The 6,578-nt window shown below is 37.0% G+C and carries 4 protein-coding genes; 3 read left to right on the top strand and 1 reads right to left on the bottom strand.

Annotated elements, in window-relative coordinates; genetic code table 11:
- Positions 1-472: 472 nt before the first annotated feature.
- The 3 genes from K737_RS05480 to K737_RS06910 are packed head-to-tail and all read left to right on the top strand — an operon-like array spanning position 473 to position 6,287.
- Positions 473-2,221: a secretion pathway protein gene (locus K737_RS05480; protein WP_006300333.1), complete on the top strand. Its 1,749-nt coding sequence runs from the start codon at positions 473-475 to the stop codon at positions 2,219-2,221.
- A 51-nt stretch (positions 2,222-2,272) separates the two neighbouring features.
- Positions 2,273-4,069, top strand: coding sequence for a tetratricopeptide repeat protein (locus tag K737_RS05475; protein WP_024161491.1), 1,797 nt, complete (start codon positions 2,273-2,275; stop codon positions 4,067-4,069).
- Between the two features lie 19 nt (positions 4,070-4,088).
- Entirely contained in the window at positions 4,089-6,287 is a 2,199-nt protein-coding gene (locus K737_RS06910) for a hybrid sensor histidine kinase/response regulator (RefSeq protein ID WP_006300329.1), read from the top strand.
- A 122-nt stretch (positions 6,288-6,409) separates the two neighbouring features.
- Here K737_RS06910 and K737_RS12130 read toward each other — a convergent pair whose 3' ends face one another.
- A complete protein-coding gene (locus K737_RS12130; RefSeq protein WP_407636457.1) occupies positions 6,410-6,556 on the bottom strand; it encodes a transposase in 147 nt (48 codons plus the stop codon).
- Positions 6,557-6,578 lie beyond the last annotated feature (22 nt).

The raw sequence follows: 6,578 nt of genomic DNA, 5'->3' as shown, positions 1-6,578 counted from the left end.
AGGTCTATAAAACGAATGTACCGTCCATTGACAACCGCTCTTGATTATATAACATACTGCATTGCCCCTCTTTTTTGTTGTATTTGCTTTTATTTCCGCTATCAAAACGATGCTTTTTCACTTCCCACCCTCTTTTTTAAATCGCTTGGATAATTCTTCTTCTACACCTCCAGGCCTTTTATATCATACTTTTTTATTCATGAAGACAGGTTCTTACTTCTAAAAATTTTTTTTTATTTATAGAAATTTTGTTTGCATAATGTTGTTTTTAGTCTTTTTATACGATCTAATCTAGATTCCATTTTTGCCTTTAATACATTCAATCCATTATCTAAAAAATTGTGGCAAAAAAATCGCATTTTTTAAAATATTATCACACGGCAACGAGTTATACTATTTATTAAAGATTTCTATGTACAAAGCTCTATTTTTCATTTATGATTCTGTACCTTTGCAAATGCTTTTTTAACAATTGAAACGATTATATCCATTTATTGCTGGGCTTTTTTTAGAGATATGGATCAGTGGCTGCAGTGGGCCGGTACAAGAAGTTAATGACGTAATTGTAAAAAAATTAGCGCCTACGCTCCCTAATTTTTTTTCCGTTTCTCAGTTTATGAGAGTTTTGAGAGAGGAAGGACTAAACAGTGCTTCCCGCTATGTTAATTGTGCTCTTCAGGTTGCTCCAAAAAATGCAGCGCTTCATTTTCTAAATGGGTTTTTGTATGAAGAAATGGAACGTATGGGAGATAAAGGGAAAGGCGCTCTTGCTGGTGTTGCTTATAAGGCGGCATACGGTCTTGACCCTAGTAACTCTCTTGGGTGTTATTTGTATGGATCTCATAAACTGCGATTAAGAGAGTATGCAGAAGCGCAACAATTTTTAACGTATTCTCATATGTTAAACCCAAAGTCTGTTGATACGTTGTATGGGCTTGCGTACAGTTCTTATTATTTACGAGATCTTCCTGTTGCACTTTCTTCTATTAGAAGCGCTTTAAAGTTGAAGCCGAATATGCCAGAAATTCAACGCGCAGCAGCCATCATTTTTGCTGCCTGTGGTCAAAAATCCGATGCTTTAAGGGCACTTTCTTGTTATGGTCGGTGCGTAGGAATAAATTCTCACCTTTATCAAAAAGTCAAAGAGCGAGTTGATCAGTGGCTGAGTATTGCTGCGTTGGCTCAAGAAAAATCTTCTCAATGCACGTCTATTCCTAAGGAAAAGCCTGTTGCAGAAAGCCATGAACCAGAAAGTTTGTTTATTGATTGCTACATTGTGTTTATGCAGGACGAAACATATACATTGCAAGGAAATAATTTTTTAGAGCAATTAGCAGTAAGCGTAGGGAGTTCTTCTGCTGCTTTAGCAGGGGTGAATCGACATTTAGAGCGGGCAACTATGACAGGAAAAACAAATCCTGTTACAGGGAACTGGGGAAAAAGTTTTGCTTTTTCGGTTAATTCACTTGGCGCGACTTACAGTTTGAATATTGCAAACGCACAGCAAAGATGTGTAGATTTGGTAGCTCGCCCAACTTTGACCACCATTGTAGGAAAAACAGCAACGTTTGAAGATGGCTTAATTTTTTCTGCTGCTACTGAAGGGGCTAATGGTGGAGCAATTATTAACGTTCCTACCGGAACAAACATTTCTATTACTCCGCGACAAATCACAGAATCTGATGAGGTAATTATGGATGTATCATTGGGAGCATCCACGTTTTCTGCAGCACCTGATGCAAATTTAAGTATTTCTGATCAGTTAGTAGAACGCACTATCGGCAGCACAACTTCTACTGCCAAAGCTTTAATAGGGCAAACCATTGTGATAGCAGGGTCTAATGAAATCGTAACCTCTTCGAATGAAACAGAGATGCCTGGTCTTGGCTCTATTCCTATCATACAGTACTTTTTTAAACAAAGAACAAGCAATCAAGTCAGAAGAAATATTTTGTACTTAATAACTGTCCGGCGTAGCATAGAAAAGAAAAAGAAAATCAATTCGCTTTTAACCCCGTCGCAAGCTCAAACGTTGTTAAAACGTACAGGATTTTGGTCTTTGGGAGAACACACTACTATGTTTTATATTTTACAATTTTTAGAGAGGTCTCCTATATTTGCAGATTTTCGTTCTGGAGATTTATCCGAGCCCATAAACGGCTTTTCTATTATGAGTCTAGAAGAAAAATTATCTACTCTTGCTCGGTTTTTGTATTTTTAGGAGATTATCCATGTATTTTTGTTCGATTTTTTTAAATTTGGGAGTTTTCTTATGAGACGATCTCTTAGATTTTTTTGTTATTTTTGGACAATAGTTTCTGTAACGAGTTGTAATGTTTCTGATTTCGGGGAACATTGTGTTAGAAAAAATTTGGCGGAACTCGCACAGTATCATTCTGAATTAGAAAAGGTATGGAATGCAATTGAGCAAGACGATCTTCAAAAAGCTTCTAAAGAAATGAATATAGCGTTGCAGATTTCTCCTGAAAAACCTGTCTATCATTTAATCAATGGGTTAATTTACGAAAGTATTCCTCAAGATTTAGACCAACAAGGTCTTTCCAAAGCAGCATACCAGGCCGCTTACAATTTAGACCCTTCTCACTATCTTCACGCCTATCTGCTGGGGGTCAGTGAATTGGTAGACCGTCAATATCTAGAAGCCCAAACGCACTTGACCAATGCGTTGATTTTGAATCCAAAAAATCCAGACATTATGTATGCTTTGGCCTATGCTTCTTATCATATAAAAGATTTAGCTGTGGCACACGCTATGTTAAAAAGAGCTCTTGCAGTACGTCCTTTTGATAAAAAATTCCTTCGAGGAATGGCTATGATTTGCGCAGCTTATCAAAAGTTTGATGAAGCAAAGCGTTACGCTAAGCAGTACAGAGTACAAAAAAATGTTGCCGCAGAATCTGCGGATATGCTAGATCAGCGCATTTGTGATTGGGAAAACGCCTATCGTCAGGTTCCTAAATTAACCAAAATTGACGATTCTTTTCTTCATTCTTCTCCTAGTGCTACTACAGAGCCTGGGGCTTCAGATGCGTCACCCGAAAATCAAGCAGAGGATGTTACTAGCATTTTTTTTGATTGTTATTCTATGCAGTACCAAGAAGTAGAACGCGCTTTAAGCGGACAAAATATCATGAATGTCTTACAAGTTGTCCTAGGCACCGACACTTTAGCATCAGTAACCCGCACATTGGGAAGGGGGACTAATTCTGCGTGGAGCTCTTCAGGACCAGTAAGTGGAGAATGGAAGAAAGATTTTGGTATATCGGTATCTATGTCTTCGCTGCGGTATAGCCTAAATTTAGCTAACGCTCAAAAAGAAATGACAAGCATTTTGGCACGCCCATCTATTCATACGGTTCTTACTAAAAAAGCTACATTGTTTTCAGGAGAAAACTATACAGGAGGAGTTTCTGGTTCTACGGGATCTGCTGCAGGAAACATTGAGGCAGGAATTTCATTAGAGATAACGCCTCTTAGCCTATCTCCAGAAGGTGTCTTGACGATGAGTATACAATTTTCTGGGAGCTTCTTTACGGACAATCCTAATCTTAAGGCTGGTCTGGCTTCCCAGTTATTAAGTATCACTCGTTCTAGAGTGCGCACAACAGTAAAGGCAGTTATTGGACAAACTGTAGCGTTGGGAGGTATTTATACTAAGCAAGGTGCTCAAAGTTCAAACCGCACTCCGATTTTAGGAGATATTCCTATTGTTCAGTATTTTTTTGGAAGCAAACAAAACTCTGCCAGAGTTAACAGCGTTATTTACTTAATCACAGCCAGATTGGGGGGATCAGGACAACAACTTGGAAAAATTGAGCGAAAAAAGATAGAAAAAGCAAGGAAAGCTGTTCATAATCAGCTAAAGATGCGAGGGTTAATGTCCGTGGGAGAATTTTCCAATTGGTACTATATTTTTGGTCATCTTGAAAGTTCTCCGCTATTTCTTAATTTTCGATCTGGGGATCTTGAAACTCCTCAAACGGAACTTAACCAGGGAACAGATTTAGGACAACGATTACATCTTTTAGCAAGATTCCTTTATTTTTAACAAAAGGTTTCATAAAATCGTGGGAAAAAGATCCGAAATAAACACGTTCTTAAGTTTGTGTGGTGTTATTCATGCGGGAATTTTTTTTGGATATCCAGGGTGGATAGGAATTCGAATCTTAAGTTGTTTGATTTTTCTAACTATTTGCTTTCATTGTTTAGGAATTCGTTGGCTGTATGTAAAAAAAGATGGATATGTTTTGGGGATAAAGCCTAAAATTTTTCAACATAAAAAAGAAACGCTTCATAAAATGCTTCAGGGACGATGTGCGCATCCTAACGTTCTTTCTTTTAGGTTTAGTCCGGTCCAATTTTTAATTTTAGATAATGGAAGCAAAATTTTGTTACTGAGTCTAAATCTCTTCAAAAGAAATTTTTTAATTTGGATCCCTTGGTATTCTTGTGCTGAAAAGAAATGGATAAAAAGCTTCGTATGGAACCATCCCCTTCATGTTTGTGTTGTCGACGCAGAAGGAAAAATTCAATGGTTTAGCAAAAATTTGTTGCAATGGCTTGCGCTTCATAGCTCTTCGCTTTACAACCAACCTTTTTCTGTACTTTTTCAAACTTCTTCCCCAAGGTGGGAAGCCATCAAAAGTCGTCATATTGTTGTTCTTAGCAGCGGGGGTAAAGAAGATCGTGTTGCGCGTATTCACATGGATTATTTACTAAAAAAGCCAACATACAGTGTGTTTTATTTTTTTCCTTGCGAGTATATGCATGCATACGAAAACGATCGTTTGTTTTTAAACGCTATTCCTTGTTCTGCAGTGCTAATTGATGCACATGGAGTTATTCGCAGTGCTAACGAAGAATTTCAAGGGAAATTTTTTAAATCCAATGACAACTATATGCCAGGAATTTTAATTCCGTGTTTAACAAAAGCATCTAAGTCCAAGCTTTTTACTGAATTGCAGCACGCTCGAAAAAGGGCTCAGCCGTCTTCGATATTTATGGTGCAACTAGAAAATCAGACTTCAAAAGAAAAGTTAGAAGAAATGTTTGCTTTTTTGCAACCTTTTTCATCTTATGATGACCAAGTACTCTTTATATTATTGCTGATGTCTGCTCCTTATACTTTGCCCCCTCAAGAACCATTGTCCCAGCGTATGGAGCTGTTAGGGCAAGTTGCCAGTGGTATCGTTCATGATTTTAATAACTTACTTACCGGAATGATTGGGTTTTGTGACTTGCTATTACAACGACACAGTCCCGGAGATCCTTCTTTTCAAGATGTTCAGCAAATAAAACATAGTGCGGTACGTGCTGCACGTTTAATTCAACATTTACTGGATTTTTCAAAATCCACTCCCAGTACAGAAAGAGTTTTTTCTTTGCAAGGATGTATTCAAAATTTAATGCCTTTAATTCAGCGAATCATTGGGCCAAAAATTTTTCTTAGCTTTCGTCACGATGCGCCATCAAGCACCATCTATGGAAACTTAGATATCATTGAGCAAATGATTTTAAATCTTGCTATTAATGCCAGGGATGCTATGCTTAACGGGGGGTCTTTAGATTTCACTTTAAGTACTTTTTCTGTAGAAACTCCTAAAACGCTTACGCAAGGAACGTTAGATATTGGGCAATACGTGTGTCTTGAAGTAAAAGATACCGGCGCAGGAATTCCTTTAGATATTTTACCTTATATTTTTAATCCTTTTGTTTCTTCCAAAGAGCACGGAACTGGACTTGGGCTTTCAAATATTGCAAAAACTGTCAAAGAGCTTAAAGGAGGAATTCATGTTCAGACGGAAAAAAATCGTGGAAGTATTTTTTCTATCTATTTACCTCTCCACAAAGGGGGAAATACTTCAAAAAAACAAAAAGTTCAAAAATCTTTAACAGAACCAAATAAAGCAGAGGGAAAAATTCTTTTAGTAGAAGACGAAGATCCTATTCGTCTTTTTTCTTCTAGAGTGTTACGAGAAAAAGGATATGAGATTGTTGAAGCTAGAGACGGTATTCAAGCTTTACAAACCATCAAGAATCACGAAGACATTACGTTAATTATTACAGACGTTATGATGCCGGGAATTGACGGACCTTCGTTAATTTCAGAGGTACAGAAGCATGCTCCTCACATAAAAGCTTTGTTTGTTTCTGGGTATCCGAAAGAATCCATAGAGCTTTCTGGGAATTATTCTAATCGATATTTTTTACAAAAACCTTTTTCTCTTTCAGAGCTGGTTTCAAAAATTCAAGAAATTTTAAAATAAATCTAAAGAAGTTTAAGAGTCATCTTTTTTTCAAATTTTGACAAATTTTCTAGCTTAATTCGTTTTTGTTGCATATGGCTTTTTTATCTGCCCCTAGCTATATAGAAAAAGACTATAGTTATTTAGGTTGAATTAGATATTTTAAAGAAGCGCGAAATAGCCTCGAATAGAGCGTTAAAATTTAGTATATTGTATTCAATCGCCCTCTTCATATTAGCCCAGAATTTCTCTATTGGATTCAAATCACAAGAGCAAGGAGGTAGAAAAATTATACTGTATTTTACAGATTCT

The organism is Holospora undulata HU1 (assembly GCF_000388175.3).
In the GTDB taxonomy this organism is placed as follows: Bacteria; Pseudomonadota; Alphaproteobacteria; order Holosporales; family Holosporaceae; genus Holospora; species Holospora undulata_A.
The sequence above is the reverse complement of the archived record's forward strand: the minus strand, read 5'-3'. Positions and strand labels throughout refer to the sequence as shown.